The following is an 18,651-nucleotide window of genomic DNA, read 5'->3' on the forward strand; positions in this document are numbered from 1 at the left end:
TCGGAAATGGCCGCGTCAGTCGCCGCGCAGATGGACGGCGATCTGATGGGCCAGCGCCTGGATCAGCGGCTCCTCGGCCTTTTCCGTCGGGCAGAGGAGATAGTATCCCGCTGATGCCGGTATGGCCGTCGGGAACGGCTGGATCAGCCGGCCCTCCTGCAGGTAGGAGCGGGTCAGCACATCCGAGACGAGCGCGATGCCCTGTCCCTGCAGGGCCGATGCCACGGCGACGGCGACCGAGGGCACCCGGACGCTGCGGCTGCCTTCGAGCGAAATGCGCGCGGCGGCCGACCAGCGTGTCCATTCCCGGCCGTCATCCTCGTGCAGCAATGTGACGTCGCGCAGCTTCCTGTCACGGTGCGAGCCTTCCAGCCGCGGGAACAGGAGCGGCGAGCATATGGTCCTGAGCTTGACGTCGCTGACCACCTGCCACCACAGGCGGTCGAAGGGCGGATTGTCGTAGACGATGGCCAGATCGACATCGTCCCAGAGCACGTCGCTTGCGCGGATACAACTGCGCATGGTGAGATCGGTGAGACCGCGCGTATCGGCGAACTGCACCAGGAGGCCGGCCATCCAGGCGATCGCCAGCGCCGGCGGCAGAGCGACCGTCAGCTTTTTCCGGTGGTTTTCGAGCTGCCGCTCGGCACCGTTCTCGACTGCAACGGCGAGATTGCCGATGGCATGGGAGACGGTCTGGGCGAAGTCGCGCCCGGCTGCGGTCAGGCGGATGTTGCGGCCCGACTTTTCCAGAAGCGTCAGCCCTGTCGTCTCAGAAAGCCGGCGCAGTTGCAGCGATACGGCACCCGGGCTGAGGCCGAGCTCGTCGGCTGCCTGGCGCACCGACCCGATCCGGGCGACGGCTTCGAAAGCCCTCAGATAGGGCAGGAAATGCAGCGCCTTCATTCTACCTCCGAGCCTGACCTGCCGCTGATTGCGTTGGGGTTGGAACTGCAATCGTTTAGCCAAACTAGACAATATCAAGCACAAAAAATCGCTATTCCCAATCGATCTTTGCTCCTATGAATCGGGTCGGAGAGAGGGAGATACACCATGATCGCAGCGCAACCATTTGATTTTCCTTATGACGGCAATCTGGTTCCGTCACAGACCGCGCTGATGGTGATCGACCTTCAGATCGACTTCTGCTCGCCCAACGGCTACTTCGCTTCGATGGGCTATGATCCGGCGCCGCTCGCAGCCATCGTGCCTGCGGTCAACCGCGTCATATCAGCCGCACGGCAAGCCGGATGCCTGATCATCCATACTCGCCAGGGCTACCGCGCCGACCTCGCCGACATGACGCCCTACGAGAAATGGCGCCGCAAGCGCTCAGGCCTGGAAAATACCCAAGTTCTGCTGCGCTCGAGCCCCGGCTTTCAGCTGCTGCCCGAACTCGATGTCGCTGACACTGACGTCATCATCGACAAGACCTGCAACAGCTCATTCACCTATACGGATCTCGAGCATGTGCTGAGGGCGCAGGGCATCACCCATATGCTGTTTACCGGCTGCACCACCGACGTCTGCGTGCACACGACGCTGCGCGAGGCTTGCGACCGCAATTTCCAGTGCCTGACGATTTCGGATTGCTGCGCCAGCGGCGAGCAATGGGCGCATGAGGCGGCGATCAACATGATCTCGATCGAGAACGGCGTCTTCGGCACCGTCTCGACCAGCGACGCCGTCATCGCCGGCCTGGCAAAAGCCAGCCGCTAACACCGACACCACCACTACACCGCCGGTTCTTATGCCAACCGTTTCAACGGAATGATGCCCCATGCAAAGATATATCTCGCTGATGAAACTGACGGCCAAGGGACTGGCCGAACTTGCCGACAGCGGCGCGCGGCGCAAGGTGAGCGAAGACCGCGTCTCCTCACTCGGCGGCCGCTCGGTCGCCTTCTACGCCACGCTCGGAACCTATGATTTCGTCCAGGTTTTCGAGATGCCGGACAACGCGTCGATGATGCAATACGTGCTGACGGCACGGCGCGACGGGTTCGTGGACTCGCTTATCCTTCCCGCCTTCGACAGCCAGACCTATGGCGACATCGTCGTGCGCGTTTCACCAACTCAATGAGGGGAATAGAGATGATCAGACTGGCATCGCATGCAACCCTTCTCGGGACCATCCTGCTGTCGGCGGGATTTGCTCACGCCGAACCGCCGGCATTCGCTAACGATGGCGACATCGGCGTGTGCACCACCGCGGCCTTTCCGCCGCTCACGTTCAAGGAAAGCCCGGCCGATGCGACCCCGACCGGCATCGATATCGAGATCGTGGAGGCGCTCGCCGGTCTCTGGAATGCCAAGGTCAATTATACCGTCACGGAGTTTGCCGGCCTCTTGCCGACGCTCGGTGCCGGGCGCTGCGACATGATCGTCAGCGGCATCTACATTAACGCCAAGCGCCGCGAGACCTATGACGGCGTGTCCTACATGAAATCGGCCACCGCGATGGTAACCAAGGCCGGCAGCGACACGATCAAGGCGCCGGAGGATCTGAGCGGCAAGGTGATCGCGCTTGAAGCCGGCGCCTACTACAAGGAGGAGCGGATCGAGCCCCTGAACAAGGCGTTGATCGCAAAGGGCCTGCCGCCGGTCGAGGTGCAGGAATATCCGACCCAGCAGGCGGCCTACCAGCAGGTCCTCGTCGGTCGCGTCGATGCGACGGTGACCGAAGAGGCCGAAGGCGCCTACCGCGCCTCGCGCTCCGACGGAGAACTGCAGCTTCCCTACACCTGGGCGTCGGACTTCACCTACGGAATCTACAGTCGCCGCCAAGGCAGCGATGCCGCCGCGGTCAAGGCGGGGCTGAACACCTTGAAGGAACAGGGTTTCTTTGGTGGGCTCGCCAAGAAGTACGGCCTCGATCCGGCGCTGTTCGACGTCGATTACGACCGTTGATGCTTGAGAGCGGGATGAGGAAAAGTGTGTGCGGTTTTCCGCCCGCATCCCGCTCTAACTTAATCTAGGGAAGTGGGCAGGGCATGAACTTCGATACGAAACTGTTTCTGGATGCCCTGAGTATGCCGGTCATGCTGCAGGGCGCGGCCATCGCCGTCCTGCTGTCCATCCTGGTCCAGATCGCCTCGTTCCTGCTCTGCCTGCCGCTTGCCGTCGCCTTGAACTCGATGGCGACGGTGCGCCGCACGGCGGCCCAGATCTATGTCTGGCTGTTTCGCTCGGCGCCGCTGATCCTCGTGCTGCTGATCGTTTGGAACGGCGCGCCGCAGCTCTTTCCAGGCCTGACGCGGGCGCCCTGGTACACACCCTTTGCCGCCGCCTTCATCGCTTTCACGCTGGTCACGACCGCCTACATGGCCGAAGCGATGCGCGGGGCGCTGGCGGCGATCGGCCAGGGACAGACGGATGCCGCCCGCGCGCTCGGGCTCAACCGGCTGCAGACTTTCTTTCTCGTGATCCTGCCGCAGGCGCTGCGCATCGTCATGCCGGTGCTCGTCAACGAGTTCATCAACCTGATCAAGCTGACGTCGCTTGCCTATGTGATTTCGATGCGCGAGATCATGGCCGTCGTCAACGACGCGATTGCGTCGAGCTTTCGTTTCGTCGAATGGTATTCGGCAGCGCTCGTCTACTATCTCGCGATCGTCTCCATCCTGATGTTCCTGCAGCGGCTGATCCAGCGCCGCATGGCCTAGGCAAGTCGCTCGTAAGCGACTTGCTTTAGGCTCTTATTCCTATGCATGTCGTTGTCCCGAAACCGCTGCACACTTTCGGGCGACATGCATTGGTCGCGTCAGCCAGCGCCTTCCTCATCTGCGGAAAGCAGCGCCTGCATCGCGCCGATGATCTTGCGGTGCTGGTGGGCGTGGCGGGTGCGCAGGCTGGTGGCGGCATAGACCGTCTGTGCGATCACCGGCGCGTCGGCGACAAGGGCGGCGCGGCCGGATTGCGTCAGCCGCCTCGCCGTTGCCGTGGTGACATAGGCGGCACCACCGAGCGAATGCAGCAGCATGGTGATCGCCAGGTTCTGGCCGGTTGCCACCGGTGCCGCGGAGAGATGCGGCAAGGCCAGCCGGTGGGCGCGATCGAAGGCGGGCGAATAGATCGCCTGGATATAGGTCTCGATCCTGATATCTGACAAGGCGGCGGCACCCGTGCTCACCATCGTGTAATGCAGATCGCCGATCCTTTCATAGTGCAGATCGGGCAGATAATGCGGAGTATAGAGCATGGCGAGGTCGAGTTCGCCGGCGCTGAGATCCCGGTTCATCTGGTTGGAATAGTCGGCCTCCATGTAGAACTCGGTCGTCGGCAGCTCGCTGCGGATAGCGGAGAGCCATTCGCCGGCAAAGGCTTCGGCCAGGTCGTGCTGGATGCCAAGCCGCATCGAGCGCTCCAGCGCGCCGGCGTTGGTGACGGCGCGGGTTGCCTCATGCCACTGGTTTTGCAGCGCTTTTGCATAATCCAGAAACCGCAGCCCGGCCGCTGTCGGCACCGTCCCACCCTTGTTGCGGGTAAAGAGTTTGCGGTTGAACTGTGCCTCCAGCGCCTTGACCCGGTGGGAAACGGTGGATTGGGTGATGTTCAGCCGCTCGGCGGTGCGGTTGAAGGAGCGCGTCTCCATCAGGTCCAGGAACGTCTCGATCAGATCCACTTGCATCGGCTTCCCATCCGGTTTCGCATGTTCCTTCAATCTAATCGAATTCATCGATCAATAAAGCCTGTTTCCATCGCTTGATGGCGCTCCGTTTCAACGGCAAGAATTCCGGCAAAACGAGGGAACAGTGCATGTCGAATTTGCCGTCTCACGCGCGAGTCGTGATCATCGGTGGGGGAGCGATCGGCGCTTCTTCGCTCTACCATCTTGCCAAGGCCGGCTGGACCGACTGCGTGCTTCTGGAAAAGAACGAGCTGACGGCGGGATCGACCTGGCATGCGGCCGGCAACGTGCCGACGTTTTCGTCGTCCTGGTCGATCATGAACATGCAGCGCTACTCCGCATCGCTTTACCGCGACCTCGGTGCGCTCGTCGATTATCCCATGAACTACCACGTCACCGGCTCTATCCGGCTCGGCCACTCCAAGGAGCGGCTGCAGGAGTTCAAGCGCGTCGTCGGCATGGGCCGCTACCAGGGCATGGATCTCGACATCCTGTCGCCCGACGAGATGCGCAGCCGCTATCCGTTTCTCGAAACCCATGAGCTCACCGGCGCGCTTTACGATCCCTATGACGGCGACATCGACCCGGCGCAGCTGACGCAGGCGCTGGCCAAGGGCGCGCGTGATATGGGCGCTAAAATCATCCGCTTCTGTCCCGTCACGGCGGCGCGCCGCGAAAACGACGAATGGGTGATCTCGACGCCGCAGGGCGAAATCCGCTGCGAATACGTCGTCAATGCCGCCGGCTATTATGCCCGCGAGGTCGGCAAGATGTTCGGCCGTGACGTGCCGATGATGGTGATGAGTCATCAATATATCCTGTTCGACGAAATCCCGGAGCTGGCCGCCTGGTCGAAGGAGGTCGGCCACAAGCTGCCGCTGCTGCGCGATGTCGACAGCTCCTACTATCTCCGCCAGGAGAAGAACGGCATGAACCTCGGGCCCTATGAGCGCAACTGCCGGGCGCATTGGACGACGCCCGACGACCCGATGCCCGAGGACTTTTCGTTCCAGCTCTTTCCCGATGATCTCGATCGGCTGGAATGGTACCTGAACGACGCCGTCGAGCGCGTGCCGATCCTCGGAACGGCGGGGCTGTCGCGGATCATCAACGGCCCGATCCCCTATGCGCCGGATGGCAATCCGCTGATCGGGCCGATGCCGGGCGTGCCGAATGCCTTCGAGGCCTGCGTCTTCACCTTCGGCATCTGCCAGGCCGGCGGCGCCGGCAAGGTGCTGGCCGAATGGATCACCGAGGGCCAGACGGAATGGGACATGTGGTCCTGCGATCCGCGCCGCTACACCGACTATACGGACCAGGACTATTGCATCGCCAAGGGCATGGAGATCTACGGCCACGAATATGCGATGCATTTCCCGAAGCACTATTGGGCGGCCGGCCGCGGTAAGAAGCTGTCGCCGATCCACGACCGGATCGCCGCACTCGGCGCGCAGTTCAAGCCCTATAACGGCTGGGAACGGGCGATGTGGTATGCCAATTCAGGTGACGACACCTCTGAAGAAGCAACGCAGACCTGGGGCCGGGCAGGGCCCTGGGCGAAGCGCATCGAGGAAGAATGCCTCGCCGTGCGCGATGCCGCCGGCATTCTCGACCTGCCGGGCTTCTCGCGCTTCCGGGTGAAGGGCGAGGGGGCGACCGAGTGGCTCTCGGGTCTGATCACCGGCCGCGTGCCGAAGCCCGGCCGCATCGGCCTTGCCTATTTCTCCGACGACAAGGGCCGCATCGTCACGGAAATGTCCGTCATGATGCTGGACGAGGATTTCTTCTTCCTGATCACGGCGGCAACGGCGCAATGGCACGATCTCGAATGGCTGCGCAAACATCTGCCTGACGACGCCGCCTTCACGCTTGACGACGTGACGACCCAGTTTGCCTGCCAGATCCTCACCGGGCCGAAATCGCGCGCCATCCTCGCCGAGGTCAGCGATGCCGATCTCGCCAAGGGCTGGCTCACCCACCAGACGGCGCAAATCGCCGGACGCTATTGCCAGCTGGTGCGCGTCTCCTTTGCCGGCGAACTCGGCTGGGAGATCCATACCAAGGTGGACGATACCGCCGTCATCTTCGACGCAGTCTGGGCTGCCGGTGAGAAACATGGCCTCAAACCCTTCGGCATGGAGGCGCTCGACAGCCTGCGCATCGAGAAGGGCTACCGCGCCTGGAAGGGCGATCTTTCGACCGACTACACCGTCCTGCAGGGCGGGCTGGAGCGCTTCGTCGACTGGGCGAAGCCGGGCTTCAAGGGCAAGGCGGCGCTGGAGCGCGAGAAACAGCAGGGCGTCAGCAAGCGTTTCGTCACCCTGACGGTCGCCGCCGACGGCTGCGACGCGCCCTACATGTCGACGCTCTGGTCGGATGGCCAGGTGGTGGGCGAAACGACGTCGGGCAACTGGGGTTATCGCGTCGGCAAGTCGATCGCGCTCGGCATGCTGCGTGCTGACCTTGCCGTGCCCGGCAACGAGATCGAGGTCGAGATTTTCGGCGATCGCTTCAAGGCGACCGTCGAGGCCGACCAGCCGCTCTGGGATCCCTCCAATGAAAGACTGCGCGCATGACGAAGCCGATCCCCTCGAAAGCCCGGGCAGTCATCATCGGCGGTGGCGTCTCCGGCTGTTCGGTCGCCTATCACCTCGCCAAGCTCGGCTGGACCGACGTGGTGCTGCTCGAACGCAAGCAACTGACATCGGGCACGACCTGGCATGCCGCCGGCCTGATCGGCCAGTTGCGCGCCTCGCAGAACATGACGCGGCTCGCGAAATACTCGGCCGACCTCTACGTCAAGCTGGAGGCTGAAACCGGCATCTCGACCGGCATGCGCCAGAACGGTTCAATCACCGTGGCGCTGACGGAGGAGCGCAAGGAGGAAATCTACCGCCAGGCATCGCTGGCGCGTGCCTTCAACGTCGATGTGCGTGAGATCACGCCCGACGAGGTCAAGGCGATGTATCCGCACCTCAACACCTCGGATGTTAAGGCGGCGGTGCATCTGCCGCTCGACGGCCAGTGCGACCCGGCCAACATCGCGATGGCGCTTGCCAAGGGTGCCCGCCAGAACGGCGCGACGATCATCGAAGGCGTCAAGGTGACCTCGGTTCTGAAGAAGGACGGCCGGGTGATGGGCGTGACCTGCGAGCAGAACGGCGAGAGCTATACGATCGAGACCGACAATGTCGTCAACTGCGCCGGCATGTGGGGCAGGGAGTTCGCGCGCCAGACCGGGGTCACCGTTCCGCTGCACGCCTGCGAGCATTTCTACATTGTCACCGAGGCGATCCCGGGATTGACCCGCCTGCCGGTGCTGCGCGTGCCGGATGAATGCACCTACTACAAGGAGGATGCCGGCAAGATGCTGGTCGGCGCCTTCGAGCTCAGGGCCAAGCCCTGGGGCATGGACGGCATCCGCGAGGATTTCTGCTTCGACCAGTTGCCCGACGATTTCGACCATTTCTCGCCGATCCTCGAGATGGCTGTTAATCGCATGCCGATGCTGGAGACGGCGGGCATCCATACCTTCTTCAACGGACCGGAGAGCTTTACGCCCGACGACCGCTATTATCTCGGCGAGGCGCCGGAGGTGAAGGGCTATTGGGTCGCCGCCGGCTACAACTCGATCGGCATCGTCTCTTCCGGCGGCGCCGGCATGGCGCTGGCGCAGTGGATGAACGACGGCGAGCCGCCCTTCGATCTCTGGGAGGTCGATATCCGTCGGGCGCAACCGTTCCAGAAGAACCGCGCCTACCTCAAGGACCGTGTCTCCGAAACGCTCGGCCTGCTTTATGCCGACCACTTTCCCTATCGCCAGATGGCAACGGCCCGCGGCGTCCGCCGCTCGCCGCTGCACGAACACCTGAAAGCGCGCGGGGCGGTCTTCGGCGAAGTCGCCGGCTGGGAGCGCGCCAACTGGTTTGCGAATGACGGCCAGGAGCGCGAATACCGCTATTCCTGGAAACGGCAGAACTGGTTCGAGAACCAGAAGGCCGAGCACCTGGCGGTGCGAAACGGCGTCGGCCTGTTCGACATGACCTCCTTCGGCAAGATCCGGGTGGAGGGGCGCGATGCGCTTGCCTTCCTGCAGCGGCTTTGCGCCAACGAGATGAATGTCGAGGCTGGGCGTATCGTCTACACCCAGATGCTCAACGGCCGCGGCGGCATCGAAAGCGACCTGACGGTCACGCGACTTTCGGAAACCGCGTTCCTGCTGGTGGTGCCGGGCGCCACGCTTCAACGCGACCTTGCCTGGCTGCGCAAGCATGTGCGCGATGAGTTCGTCGTCATCACCGACGTCGGCGCCGGCGAAAGCGTGCTCTGCGTCATGGGGCCGAAGGCGCGCGACCTGATGCAGAAGGTAAGCCCAAACGATTTTTCGAATGCGGCGCATCCCTTCGGCACAGCGCGTGAAATCGAAATCGGCATGGGGCTCGCCCGTGCCCACCGTGTCACCTATGTCGGTGAACTCGGCTGGGAGCTCTATGTCTCGACCGATCAGGCGGCGCATGTGTTCGAGGCGCTGGAGGCGGCGGGCCAGGATGTCGGGTTGAAGCTCTGCGGCATGCACACGCTCGACAGCTGCCGCATCGAAAAGGCCTTCCGCCATTTCGGCCACGATATCACCGACGAGGACCATGTGCTCGAAGCCGGGCTCGGCTTTGCGGTCAAACCCGACAAGGGCGATTTCATCGGCCGCGAGGCGGTGCTCGCCAAGCACAATCGCGGGCTTTCGCGCCGGCTGGTACAATTCCGACTGGCCGATCCGGAGCCGCTCATCTTCCACAACGAGGCGATCGTGCGCGACGGCAAGATCGTCGGCACCATCACCTCAGGCAATTACGGCCACCATCTCGGCGGCGCCATCGGCCTTGGCTACGTTCCGTCGGAAGGCGAGAGCGACGCCGACGTGCTCGGCTCAAGCTTCGAGATCGAGATCGCCGGCACGCGGGTGAAGGCGGAGGCGTCGCTGAAGGCGATGTACGATCCACGTTCCGAGCGGGTGAGGATGTAGCGAGCGACGTTTTGGAGGGTGCCCCTCATCCGGCCTGCCGGCCACCTTCTCCCCGTTTGACGGGGAGAAGGAGACGTGTGGCGCTCTCGGCGGACTACTTCCTTGGGTGAGGCAGCGCGCGGCGGCTGGCTTTCCCTCTCCCCGCGTGCGGGGAGAGGGTCAGGGTGAGGGGCGCCGCCTCAGACAGACGCGAAATAGCATGCGCGCGCCGGAACGCGGTTCTTCCGGTTCTTCTTTCGGGAGTTCAGGGCCATGTTCGCATCGGACCTTTCCAATACGACTGTCGCGGGCGACCGCATCGATCAACTGGTCGCGATGCATCGGCCGGGCCATGGGCTGGTCCGGGCCTTCTACCACGACGAGGACATCTACGAGCGCGATCTCGACCGGGTGTTTCGCCGCCATTGGCACTGCGTCGCGCATGAAAGCGTGATCCCGAACCCCAATGATTTCGAAGTCTTTCGCATGGCCTCCGAGCAAGTGATCGTCACCCGCACCGCCACCGGCGCGATCCATGCGATGCTGAATGTCTGCCGCCATCGCGGCGCCGAGGTCTGCACCAAGGACAAGGGCAATGCCCGCGCCTTCGTCTGTCCCTATCACGCCTGGACCTATGGCAATGACGGCGCGCTGAAGGCGGCGCGGCTGATGCCGAAGGATTTCAAGCGCGAGGATCATGGGCTGAAGAAGCTGCACGTCCGCGTGGTCGAGGGGCTGATCTTCATCTGCTTTGCCGAACAGCCGCTCGATTTCACCGAGGTCGAGAACCTCCTGCACGCCACCTGCGGCCAATATGGCTGGGCTGGGGCCAAGGTCGCGCACCGGCAGTCCTATCCTGTTGATGCCAACTGGAAGCTCGCGGTCGAGAACTATGTCGAGTGCTATCATTGCGGTCCGGCGCATCCGGAATATTCCGAGACGCACGCGCTCGAACAGCCGCTGCACATGATCGAGGAGCTGAACGCCAAGATGGAGGCGCGCACCTGCGCGCTCGGCATCGAGGTCGGTTCCGGCGACCATTGGCAGAGCTCGGCCGGCGGCAAGGAGACCGTCCACGCCTTCCGCTACGCGCTCTATGACGGCGTCAAGACCGGCAGCAAGGACGGCCAGCCGCTCAGCACCCTGATGGGCCGGTTCAGCGATTTCGACGGCGGCGTCACCTCCATCCATCTCGGCGGTACGACATTCCTCGTCTGCTATCCCGACCACGGCATGATCTACCGCTTCATTCCGAAGACGGCGGGTACCTGCGAGATGGAACTGATCTGGCTCGTCGACGGCAAGGCCGAGGAGGGGCAGGACTACGACCTCGAAAAGCTCACCTGGCTGTGGACGGTAACGACCGACGAGGACAAGGCGATCATCGAACACACCTCGCGTGGCGTGCGCTCGCACTATTTCGTGCCCGGGCCAATCGCGCCGATGGAGCAGAACGAGCTGCGCTACATCAACTGGTATCTCGACGAGATCAGTCGGCCGACCATCGCTTCATCGGTGGCTCTGCCACAGGGGACGAGCAGTGCCGCAACGGCGGTGTGAAGGGACGTTGAACTCCTGATCTGACGAAATGTCACTGACGGCGCAGACGCGCCGTCGCTGGATCCCTGTGACAGGCACAGGGATGAAGTGGGTATCTGTGGCGCGGTGGTGGCCCGAAGGCCGAAGGATACAACGTTTGGCGTCGTGCAGCGGCGCCGCGCGATCAATCCCGTCGGTCGAAATGGGTGCGCAGCGCCACATGCGTCTGCACCGTCGCCACGCCCGATATCAGCGAGATCTGTCGGCGGATCGTGTCGAGATCGCCGTTCGAGGCGCATTCGATCAGCAGCATCAGGTCGGTCTCGCCGGCGAGCGACCAGCAACTGACCACCGGTGGCATGCCGGCGAGATGCGGCACGATGTGGTCGCAGTTTTTGCCCGGCTGGAAGGAGACGGCGATCAGGGCGCGCACCACCGGCGCCTTGTCCTCGATGCCGATGCGGATCGTATAACCGGCGATGACGCCCTTCGTTTCAAGCCGGCGCAGACGCTCATGAGCGGCGCTGCGCGACAGGCCGGCATGGCGGGCAAGCGCCACAAGGCTCTGGCGCGAATCCTGCCGCAAGGCGGCCACCAGCAGCCGGTCCTTTTCATCGAGTTCTGTCAATCTGTCGCCCTTCTGGTCATCCAGCCGGACAAATGTCCGGCGTCCCACCATCATGTCCAGTGAAACCGGACGATAGGACGGCTAGCTTCCTGAAGCAACCAAGGAGCGTTAGCCATGACCATTCCGAGACTTCCCGACAATGCCGTCCTCATCCCGATCGATATGCAGCAGGCATTTGATGCCGCTCCTTGGCCGCCACGCTGGAATGGTAAGGTCGACGACAACGGGCGCGCCTTGCTGGCCGCCTGGCGCGCAACCGGCCGGCCGATCATCCATGTTCGGCACGACAGCGTTGCACCGGGCTCCACCCTCGGTCCGGGTGCTCCCGGCAACGCACCGCGACCGGGCTTCGAACCCGCCGGCGACGAGCCGCTGGTCAGCAAGAGCGTCAATGCCGCCTTCATCGGCACCGACCTCGACCTTCGCCTGCGCCGGCTTGGCGTTGATACGATCGTGCTCTTCGGTATCTCGACGGATATGTGCGTCTCGACGTCCGTGCGGGTCGGGGCCAATCTCGGTTATCGGGTGATCCTGGTGGAAGATGCCTGCGACTGCTTCGACCAGCCGGACGGTTATGGCGCCGTGATCCCGGCGCGGGAAATCCATCGTGCCCATGTCGCGACGTTGCGGGCGGAATTCGCCGAGGTGACGACGACAGCCGCCATCGTTTCAGCCCTGCGGCCGGCTTCGGCGGCGTAAGGGCGCTGGAAAGCTTGCAACCCGCCACATCATCTTCTCCTCAAGTCGATGCCAATTGAGGAGTGATGCAGTGGCCTATCGGCTGGCGGCGCCGCGGACTTCCAGCACCTGGTAGGTCCATTTCGGTGCCGTCAGGCTCTCGCCCTCGCGGCTCGGGAAGGTGAGGAAGGTTTCAAAGGGTTTCGCCTGGCCGACGGGTACGCGGGCGAGAACCAGGGCGGTGTCGTCGCCGATCTTCTCGCAGGTCTCTTGCGGGCAGTCTTCGAGCGTCACTGAAAGCCGGAAATATTCGAGCGGCGTCTGGCCGTTGTTTGTGACCGTGCCGCGCAGGCGGAAGCTTCGTTCCGGCTGGCTCTGTTCGAATGTCATGCCGTCGAGGCTGATGTTTTCGGTGGCCGGAACCGCGGGGGCTTTCGTCACCGGCTCGGGTGCGGGCGCTTTGCGCTCACCATTGTCGCTGATCCAGATGATGAAGGCAGAGAGCAGGGCGATTGCCACCGCGACGGAGAGGATGGGTTCTGCCCATTTGCGGAAGCGGCTGTAACGCGCCGCCAGATACACGATCGCCACACCGACCAACGCTACCAACCAAAGCATGAAGCTCCTCCTCAATCACTCTTATATAGGGTGAGGGGCGGGTGGCAACATCGTCGCGGCGCGGTCGAAGGTCCTTACCCTAGGTTTGCTTGCCTGCACCGGAAACGTTTCCTTCGGCCCCTGCGGTGCCCGTCGAGCGAGCCGTATCGGCCTGCCATTTTGCGAGGATTGCAAGGTCGGCATTCACTGTCATCGGCCATCTGCTCTCGGTCTGGCTGCCGTGCCGAAAAGCGCGACGAGGAGGCCAGCAATACCCGGACCGCGGACCGTCTCGCGAGAAGAAGCAAGACTATTGTTTGCGCTGGCTGGGAAGGGCGCAGAGGCTGCCGCAGCTGCGCACCCCGGGTAAGAGGTAGCGCAGGCAGCAGATCTTGCGCCGGCAGACCCGCGCGCCGTCCTCTTCCTCGTGGCGCAGGCAATCGAAGAACGGGTTGGGCGAACCGTCGGGCAGAGATCTGCTGCCGATGAGAGCCTCGGCCTGAGCATGAAGCGGCTCGACGCCGGCGGCGCGCAGGGCATAGTCGATGTAGACCAGCGCGTTGTTCCAGGCGAGTTTCGGGGCGATGCCGCCGGTCGACTTGAGATAGCCGACGACTTCACGCAGGTGTTCGCCCATCAGCGGTGCCAGGGTGGCAAAGACGTCGTCGTCATCGCCTTCCTGCCAGTCGCCAGCATCGGCGACACCAAAGGCGCGCGGCAGGCCGTCCTCGGCGAGCGCCACCTTCATGCGGGCGAACGAGACCGGCAATACCTGATGGTCGAGCACGCGCGCAACGAGGTAGGGAATGGTCAAGGCCGAGAAGTAATAGAGCGACCACATGGACGCGACCGCACGGCGATCGGTGCCCCCGGACTTTTCGGCGTAGGTGTCAAGCGCCCGGTCGAAGGCGCCGGAGGCGAAGAATTCGGGCAGGGCCATGCCGTCGGAGAGATCGTCAGACAGCACCATCTTCTCGTTGCACCAGGCGTGCGGGCCGGAAAAGGCGGATGAGAGCGCCTTTGGGCCGCCCGTCTCCATGATCGCTTCGGACGCGGCAGCAGTCATCGCGCCACCTGCCATGAGCAGGCGTCCAGTCGAGATACGCTTTGCCCCACATGGCGCGAGCGGGAGGCAGCGAACCTTCTTGCAAGCATGCGATACACCTTCTGAACTCTGGTCAGAAACTCATAAGGTGATCGTGTTACTCATGTTTTCCTCAGGCGCAAGTCATTTTATGAGTTCACCGGTCATGTTTGCGATCTGTGGACGAATGACAAACAGCAAAGAGGCGCAGGGAATGACCCTGCGCCTCCGGATGTCTGCGGTGATTTATCCGGCTCGGGACGTTCCGCCTCAGCCGTGGTTGATCATGATGTGGCGCACGGCGGTGTAGTCTTCGAGCGCGTAGACCGACATGTCCTTGCCATAGCCCGACTGCTTGACGCCGCCATGCGGCATCTCGTTGGTCAGCATGAAATGCGTGTTGATCCAGGTGCAGCCGTATCGCAGGCGCGACGCCGCCTTCATCGCCTTGGAAATATCCTTCGTCCAGACGGAGGAGGCGAGGCCGTAGTCGCTGTCGTTCGCCCAGGCGATGGCATCGTCGTTGCCGGTGAAGCGGGTGACTGAAACCACCGGCCCGAACACTTCGCGCCGAACGATCTCGTCTTCCTGGGTCGCGCCGGCAATCACCGTCGGCTGGAAGAAGAAACCGTCGGCGCTGCCGGCACCACCGCCGGTGGTGATCTCGATGTGCTTCTGGTCGGCGGCACGCTCGACGAAGCTTGCCACCCGATCGCGCTGGCGCCGCGAGATCAGCGGGCCGATCTCGTTTTCGGTGTCGTCGGCAAGATTGTAGCGGATGGTGGAAACGGCGGAGCTCAGGTCGGCGACGAGCTTTTCGTAGATGCCGGCTTCGGCATAGATGCGGCAGGCGGCGGTGCAATCCTGGCCGGCATTGTAGTAGCCGAAGGTGCGGATGCCGTTGACGACGGCTTCGAGGTCGGCATCGTCATAGACGATGACCGGGGCCTTGCCGCCGAGTTCCAGATGCGTGCGCTTCACCGTCTTGGCGGCGGCCGCCAGCACCTTCTTGCCGGTGGCGATGTCGCCGGTGATCGAGACCATCGAGATCTTCGGGTGGTTGATCAGCGCATTGCCGACGGTTTCGCCACGGCCGGCGACGACGTTGACGACGCCTTCCGGCAGGATGTCGGCGAGCAGCCGGGCGAGCTTCAGCGCCGTCAGCGGCGTCTGCTCGGAGGGTTTGAAGACGACGGTGTTGCCGCCGGCAATCGCCGGCGCCAGCTTCCAGGCCATCATCATCAAAGGATAGTTCCAGGGCGCGATCGAGCCGACGATACCGACAGGATCGCGGCGGACCATGGAGGTATGCCCGGGCAGATATTCGCCTGATGTCGGCGCATGCAGATTGCGGATGGCGCCGGCAAAGAAGCGCCAGCAGTCGATGATGGCAGGCAGTTCGTCGTTCTTCACCGCGTTGATCGGCTTGCCGCAGTTGAGCGCTTCAAGGGCTGCAAAATCGTCGGCGTTTTTCTCGATCGCGTCGGCGATCCTGAGCAGGTAGCCGGAGCGTTCGCCCGGCGTCGTCATCGACCAGGAGACGAAGGCGCGTTCCGCGGCATCCACCGCCGCTTCGACCTGCATGTGCGAGGCTTCGGCGAGGTCGATGATCTTTGCGCCGGTGCGCGGGTTCAGGATATGCTCCTCGGCCTCGGTTCCGGCCTCGAAGCGCGATCCGATCAAAAGCTGGGTGTCCATGTCTGTTCTCCCTTGAAAGTCGAGTTCATTTGCCGGCGCCGGCGATCTGGTCGCCGTCGCGGGTCAGGTAATACGCGCCGAGGATCGGCAGGAAAGTGACCAGCACCACGATCATGGCGACCACATTGGTCACCGGTCGCTGGCGCGGACGGATGAGTTCTTCGAGCATCCAGATCGGCAGAGTCGACTGCTGGCCGGCGGTAAAGGTGGTGACGATCACCTCGTCGAAGGACAGCGCAAAGGCGAGCATGCCGCCGGCCAGAAGCGCCGTGCCGATGTTGGGCAGGATGATGTAGCGGAAGGTCTGGAAACCGTCGGCGCCGAGATCCATCGAGGCTTCGATCAGCGAGCCCGAGATGCGGCGGAAGCGGGCGACCGCATTGTTGTAGACGACGACGATGCAGAAGGTCGCGTGGCCGAGCACGATCGTCCAGAAGGAAAACGGGATCTCCGCCATGGAGAAGGCTGAGCGCAGCGCGATGCCGGTGATGATGCCGGGCAGCGCGATCGGCAGGATGACCAGCAGCGAGATCGTCTCGCGGCCGAAGAAGCGCGTCTGGCTGACGGCGGCGGCGCAAAGCGTGCCGAGCACCAGGGCGACCGTTGTCGCGATCGAGGCGACCTTGACCGAGAGCGTCAGCGCCGCCCAGACGTCCGGCCGGTTCCAGGCAACAGCGAGCCATTGCGTTGTCAGCCCCGGCGGCGGGAACTGGTAGCTCTTCTCCTCGGTGGTGAAGGCATAGAGGAAGATCAGCAGGATCGGCACATGCATGAAGGCGAGGCCGGCGGCAGCGGCGATCTTCAGGCCGAGGGGTGAGCGGTTGAGGCGATCAGAGCGCATCGAAGGCCCCCATGCGTTTGGCCATCCAGAGATAGGCGCCCATGATGACGATCGGCACGACGGTGAAGGCGGCGGCAAGCGGGATGTTGCCGGCCGTGCCCTGCTGGGCATAGACCGCCTGGCCGATGAACAGCCTGGAGGAGCCGATGATCTGCGGAATGATGTAATCGCCGAGCGTCAGCGAGAAGGTGAAGATCGAGCCGGCGACGATGCCGGGCAGCGCCAGCGGGAAAAGCACGTGGCGGAAGGTCTGGGCCGGCGTGCCGCCGAGATCTGACGAGGCCTCGATCAGGTTGGTCGGCACGCGCTCGAGCGCCGCCTGGATCGGCAGGATCATGAACGGCATCCAGACATAGACGAAGACGATGAAGGTGCCGGTGTAGCTGACCGAGAGCGAGTTGCCGCCGACCACGGGAAGCGAGAGCCAGGCATCGAGCAGCCACAGCAGATGCAGCTTCTCGAACAGCCAGGTGAGAATGCCTTCCTTGGCAAGGATCAGCTTCCAGGCGTAGATCTTGACCAGGTAGCTCGACCAGAGCGGCAGCATGACGCCGAGATAGAACAGCACCTTCCATTTTCCCTGGGCGTAACGCGCCGCGTAATAGGCGATCGGGAAGGCGATGAGCGCCGAGGCGACCGTCACGGTTGCGGCCATCGACACGGTGCGCAGGATGATGTCGAGATTGGTCTCGCTCAGAAGCTGGCGATAGGTCGCAAACGTGAACTCGTAATTGATCAGGCCCGAGAAGTCGTCGATCGAGAAGAAGCTCTGCAGCAAAAGGGCAAAGAGCGAGCCGATATAGACGACGCCCAGCCACAGCAGCGGCGGTGCCAGCAGGACCGTCAGCAGCACGTGCGGGTGCTTCCAGAAGAAGTCTGAGAGCCGGCCGGCCGGGCCGCGAGGCTCCGGAAGCATGAGTTTTTCAGCGACGGCGGTCATGCATCCTCCATCGGGTGCAGCTCGTCGGCGGCAAAGCTGATGGTGACGGGGCTGCCGACCTTGGGCACGACGAGCGAGGCGGGGGTCGCGACCGAGATGCGCGAACCGTCGACGTCAACGACGACGCGGGTGACCGCGCCGAGGAAACTATGGGCCGACACGGTGCCGCTGAGGCTGAGCGCGCCGTCGCCCGGTGCCGACAGCACGATCGCCTCGGGCCGGAGGCTGGCAAAGGAGGATGTGACCCCCAGCCTTTGGCACAGCTTTGCCGGCAGGACGTTGGACGAGCCGACGAAATCGGCGACGAAGCGCGTCTTCGGCTGCTTGTAGACTTCTTCGGGGCTGCCGAGCTGCTGGATGCGGCCATCGTTGAAGACGGCGATGCGGTCGGCCATCGACAGCGCTTCGCCCTGGTCATGGGTGACGAAGACGAAGGTGATGCCGAGCGATTTCTGCAGGATCTTCAGTTCCTCCTGCATCTGCTCGCGCAGTTTGAGGTCGAGCGCGCCAAGCGGCTCGTCGAGCAGCAGCACCTTCGGCTTGTTGACGAGCGCGCGGGCGAGCGCCACGCGCTGGCGTTGGCCGCCTGAGAGCTGGCCGGGGCGGCGGCTGCCATAGCCCGGCAGCTTGACCATGGCGAGTGCGTCCTCGGCGGCCCTGCGGCGTTCCTCGCGACCGACGCCCTTGACCATCAGCCCGTAGGCGACGTTGTCGAGGATCGAGAGATGCGGGAACAGGGCATAGTCCTGAAAGACGGTGTTGACGCTGCGGCGATAGGGCGGCACGCCTTCTGCCGTCTCGCCGAAGATTTCGATATGGCCGCCGGTTGGCTGTTCGAAGCCGGCCATCAGTCTCAGGCAAGTGGTCTTGCCCGAGCCGGAGGGGCCGAGCATGGCGAAGAATTCGCCCTCGGCGATCTCGAGGTTCACACCATCGACGGCGCGCACGGCGCCGAAGTGGCGGGAAACATTGTCGAAAAGCACGGCGGTCATAGGAATGCTCCGGAAAGTTTGGCCC

The 18,651-nt window shown here is 63.4% G+C and carries 17 protein-coding genes; 8 read left to right on the top strand and 9 right to left on the bottom strand.

Annotated features, from left to right (window positions below):
* Positions 1-15: 15 nt before the first annotated feature.
* Positions 16-906 carry a LysR substrate-binding domain-containing protein gene (locus tag AC244_RS08425; RefSeq protein ID WP_053248301.1) on the bottom strand — a complete coding sequence of 297 codons (891 nt, stop codon included), beginning with the start codon at positions 904-906 and terminating at the stop codon, positions 16-18.
* Positions 907-1,053: 147 nt separating this feature from the next.
* Between AC244_RS08425 and AC244_RS08430 the strand changes: the two genes are divergently transcribed.
* The 4 genes from AC244_RS08430 to AC244_RS08445 all read left to right on the top strand — a co-directional run bounded on the left by AC244_RS08430 (position 1,054) and on the right by AC244_RS08445 (position 3,665).
* Positions 1,054-1,719 carry a cysteine hydrolase family protein gene (locus tag AC244_RS08430; protein WP_053248302.1) on the top strand — a complete coding sequence of 222 codons (666 nt, stop codon included), beginning with the start codon at positions 1,054-1,056 and terminating at the stop codon, positions 1,717-1,719.
* A 61-nt stretch (positions 1,720-1,780) separates the two neighbouring features.
* Positions 1,781-2,083, top strand: a complete 303-nt coding sequence (locus AC244_RS08435) for a GYD domain-containing protein (RefSeq protein ID WP_053248303.1) — start codon at positions 1,781-1,783, stop codon at positions 2,081-2,083.
* Positions 2,084-2,094: 11 nt separating this feature from the next.
* Positions 2,095-2,910: a transporter substrate-binding domain-containing protein gene (locus AC244_RS08440; protein WP_053248304.1), complete on the top strand. Its 816-nt coding sequence runs from the start codon at positions 2,095-2,097 to the stop codon at positions 2,908-2,910.
* Between the two features lie 83 nt (positions 2,911-2,993).
* A complete protein-coding gene (locus tag AC244_RS08445) occupies positions 2,994-3,665 on the top strand; it encodes an amino acid ABC transporter permease (RefSeq protein WP_082366773.1) in 672 nt (223 codons plus the stop codon).
* Between the two features lie 98 nt (positions 3,666-3,763).
* Here the strand turns inward: AC244_RS08445 and AC244_RS08450 are convergent, their stop codons facing one another.
* Positions 3,764-4,630, bottom strand: a complete 867-nt coding sequence (locus AC244_RS08450; RefSeq protein WP_053248444.1) for a LysR family transcriptional regulator — start codon at positions 4,628-4,630, stop codon at positions 3,764-3,766.
* A 128-nt stretch (positions 4,631-4,758) separates the two neighbouring features.
* On the opposite strand from AC244_RS08450, the gene AC244_RS08455 reads away from it, so the two are divergent.
* From AC244_RS08455 to AC244_RS08465, 3 genes are all read left to right on the top strand, one after another.
* The gene (locus AC244_RS08455) at positions 4,759-7,206 is read left to right on the top strand and encodes a GcvT family protein (RefSeq protein ID WP_053248305.1); all 2,448 of its coding nucleotides are present in this window, start codon (positions 4,759-4,761) and stop codon (positions 7,204-7,206) included.
* Positions 7,203-9,650: a GcvT family protein gene (locus AC244_RS08460; protein WP_053248306.1), complete on the top strand. Its 2,448-nt coding sequence runs from the start codon at positions 7,203-7,205 to the stop codon at positions 9,648-9,650. The genes AC244_RS08455 and AC244_RS08460 overlap by 4 nt, the downstream gene beginning before the upstream one ends.
* A 252-nt stretch (positions 9,651-9,902) precedes the next feature.
* Positions 9,903-11,189, top strand: coding sequence for an aromatic ring-hydroxylating oxygenase subunit alpha (locus tag AC244_RS08465; protein ID WP_053248307.1), 1,287 nt, complete (start codon positions 9,903-9,905; stop codon positions 11,187-11,189).
* 163 nt (positions 11,190-11,352) lie between these two features.
* On the opposite strand, the gene AC244_RS08470 is transcribed toward AC244_RS08465, so the two are convergent.
* Positions 11,353-11,796: an Lrp/AsnC family transcriptional regulator gene (locus AC244_RS08470; RefSeq protein ID WP_234716870.1), complete on the bottom strand. Its 444-nt coding sequence runs from the start codon at positions 11,794-11,796 to the stop codon at positions 11,353-11,355.
* 114 nt (positions 11,797-11,910) lie between these two features.
* Here AC244_RS08470 and AC244_RS08475 point away from each other — a divergent pair, with 114 nt between their 5' ends.
* Complete coding sequence (locus AC244_RS08475) at positions 11,911-12,495, top strand: cysteine hydrolase family protein (protein WP_053248308.1); 585 nt, start codon at positions 11,911-11,913, stop codon at positions 12,493-12,495.
* Between the two features lie 75 nt (positions 12,496-12,570).
* Here the strand turns inward: AC244_RS08475 and AC244_RS08480 are convergent, their stop codons facing one another.
* The 6 genes from AC244_RS08480 to AC244_RS08505 all read right to left on the bottom strand — a co-directional run bounded on the left by AC244_RS08480 (position 12,571) and on the right by AC244_RS08505 (position 18,626).
* A complete protein-coding gene (locus AC244_RS08480; protein WP_053248309.1) occupies positions 12,571-13,092 on the bottom strand; it encodes a hypothetical protein in 522 nt (173 codons plus the stop codon).
* A gap of 289 nt (positions 13,093-13,381) precedes the next feature.
* Positions 13,382-14,137, bottom strand: coding sequence for a siderophore-iron reductase FhuF (fhuF, locus tag AC244_RS08485; RefSeq protein WP_053248446.1), 756 nt, complete (start codon positions 14,135-14,137; stop codon positions 13,382-13,384).
* Between the two features lie 288 nt (positions 14,138-14,425).
* A complete protein-coding gene (locus AC244_RS08490; RefSeq protein ID WP_053248310.1) occupies positions 14,426-15,853 on the bottom strand; it encodes a gamma-aminobutyraldehyde dehydrogenase in 1,428 nt (475 codons plus the stop codon).
* A gap of 25 nt (positions 15,854-15,878) precedes the next feature.
* Entirely contained in the window at positions 15,879-16,694 is an 816-nt protein-coding gene (locus tag AC244_RS08495) for an ABC transporter permease (protein WP_053248311.1), read from the bottom strand.
* Positions 16,684-17,634 (bottom strand): ABC transporter permease, encoded by a 951-nt coding sequence (locus AC244_RS08500; RefSeq protein ID WP_053248312.1) that lies wholly within the window; start codon positions 17,632-17,634, stop codon positions 16,684-16,686. The genes AC244_RS08495 and AC244_RS08500 overlap by 11 nt, the downstream gene beginning before the upstream one ends.
* A complete protein-coding gene (locus AC244_RS08505) occupies positions 17,631-18,626 on the bottom strand; it encodes an ABC transporter ATP-binding protein (RefSeq protein WP_152975879.1) in 996 nt (331 codons plus the stop codon). Before AC244_RS08505 ends, AC244_RS08500 begins: the two co-directional genes overlap by 4 nt.
* Positions 18,627-18,651: the final 25 nt, after the last annotated feature.

This window comes from Ensifer adhaerens, from assembly GCF_001270265.1.
In the GTDB taxonomy this organism is placed as follows: domain Bacteria; phylum Pseudomonadota; class Alphaproteobacteria; order Rhizobiales; family Rhizobiaceae; genus Ensifer; species Ensifer adhaerens_B.

What these genes read in the sequence shown, in the direction of transcription:
- AC244_RS08495 (WP_053248311.1), bottom strand. Translation starts at nt 16,694, where the DNA reads ATGCGCTCTGATCGCCTCAACCGCTCACCCCTCGGCCTGAAGATCGCC.
- AC244_RS08445 (WP_082366773.1), top strand. Translation starts at nt 2,994, where the DNA reads ATGAACTTCGATACGAAACTGTTTCTGGATGCCCTGAGTATGCCGGTC.
- AC244_RS08435 (WP_053248303.1), top strand. Translation starts at nt 1,781, where the DNA reads ATGCAAAGATATATCTCGCTGATGAAACTGACGGCCAAGGGACTGGCC.
- fhuF (WP_053248446.1), bottom strand. Translation starts at nt 14,137, where the DNA reads ATGACTGCTGCCGCGTCCGAAGCGATCATGGAGACGGGCGGCCCAAAG.
- AC244_RS08500 (WP_053248312.1), bottom strand. Translation starts at nt 17,634, where the DNA reads ATGACCGCCGTCGCTGAAAAACTCATGCTTCCGGAGCCTCGCGGCCCG.
- AC244_RS08425 (WP_053248301.1), bottom strand. Translation starts at nt 906, where the DNA reads ATGAAGGCGCTGCATTTCCTGCCCTATCTGAGGGCTTTCGAAGCCGTC.
- AC244_RS08455 (WP_053248305.1), top strand. Translation starts at nt 4,759, where the DNA reads ATGTCGAATTTGCCGTCTCACGCGCGAGTCGTGATCATCGGTGGGGGA.
- AC244_RS08475 (WP_053248308.1), top strand. Translation starts at nt 11,911, where the DNA reads ATGACCATTCCGAGACTTCCCGACAATGCCGTCCTCATCCCGATCGAT.
- AC244_RS08430 (WP_053248302.1), top strand. Translation starts at nt 1,054, where the DNA reads ATGATCGCAGCGCAACCATTTGATTTTCCTTATGACGGCAATCTGGTT.
- AC244_RS08450 (WP_053248444.1), bottom strand. Translation starts at nt 4,630, where the DNA reads ATGCAAGTGGATCTGATCGAGACGTTCCTGGACCTGATGGAGACGCGC.
- AC244_RS08505 (WP_152975879.1), bottom strand. Translation starts at nt 18,626, where the DNA reads ATGACCGCCGTGCTTTTCGACAATGTTTCCCGCCACTTCGGCGCCGTG.
- AC244_RS08440 (WP_053248304.1), top strand. Translation starts at nt 2,095, where the DNA reads ATGATCAGACTGGCATCGCATGCAACCCTTCTCGGGACCATCCTGCTG.
- AC244_RS08480 (WP_053248309.1), bottom strand. Translation starts at nt 13,092, where the DNA reads ATGCTTTGGTTGGTAGCGTTGGTCGGTGTGGCGATCGTGTATCTGGCG.
- AC244_RS08490 (WP_053248310.1), bottom strand. Translation starts at nt 15,853, where the DNA reads ATGGACACCCAGCTTTTGATCGGATCGCGCTTCGAGGCCGGAACCGAG.
- AC244_RS08465 (WP_053248307.1), top strand. Translation starts at nt 9,903, where the DNA reads ATGTTCGCATCGGACCTTTCCAATACGACTGTCGCGGGCGACCGCATC.
- AC244_RS08460 (WP_053248306.1), top strand. Translation starts at nt 7,203, where the DNA reads ATGACGAAGCCGATCCCCTCGAAAGCCCGGGCAGTCATCATCGGCGGT.